Below are 462 nucleotides of genomic sequence, written 5' to 3'. Positions count from 1 at the left end.
AATGATTCTACGGGACAGGTTCTGTCCCGCGTCCCACGCGTTCAAGGCGCCCCTCGCAGCGACGAGACGCTCGTATCTGCATGCATGGACGCAGGGCGACATGGTCGTCTGGGACAACCGGCGGATCTTTCACGGACGAGGCGATTTCGGCGCGCCCGGCATCGTTCGCACGCTGCGCGGCGGGTACTTCAGGGAAGGCGAACTGCGCGCGCGCGCCGGCTTCATGTCGGTGCTCGCTCTCGTGGGAGTGAGCGCCGACATGAAGCCGGCGCGAAGCGTTCTGATCATCGGGGATTGAAGGCGCGCAGCGACTCTGCTCGTCATCGTCACTCTTGTGCGTTCTGGGTTTGGAGACCCGGCAGAGTGTCCGGTTCCGGCATGGTCCGGGCCGGTGGACCCGGACCTCGACCATGCCGGCGAGGTCGTTGCCCCGCATGCCGCTTGTGCTCGGCCTGCCCGGTG

1 protein-coding gene is annotated in these 462 nt (G+C 66.5%); it reads left to right on the top strand.

What is annotated here, in order from left to right; all coding sequences use genetic code 11:
* Nucleotides 1–298: TauD/TfdA family dioxygenase (locus tag ACU8YC_RS27125; protein ID WP_446896276.1), on the top strand; the 298-nt coding region annotated here is incomplete at its 5' end.
* Between the last annotated feature and the right edge of the window lie 164 nt (nucleotides 299–462).

The organism is Citrobacter sp. VF227 (genome assembly GCF_052950715.1).
The sequence above is the reverse complement of the archived record's forward strand: the minus strand, read 5'-3'. Positions and strand labels throughout refer to the sequence as shown.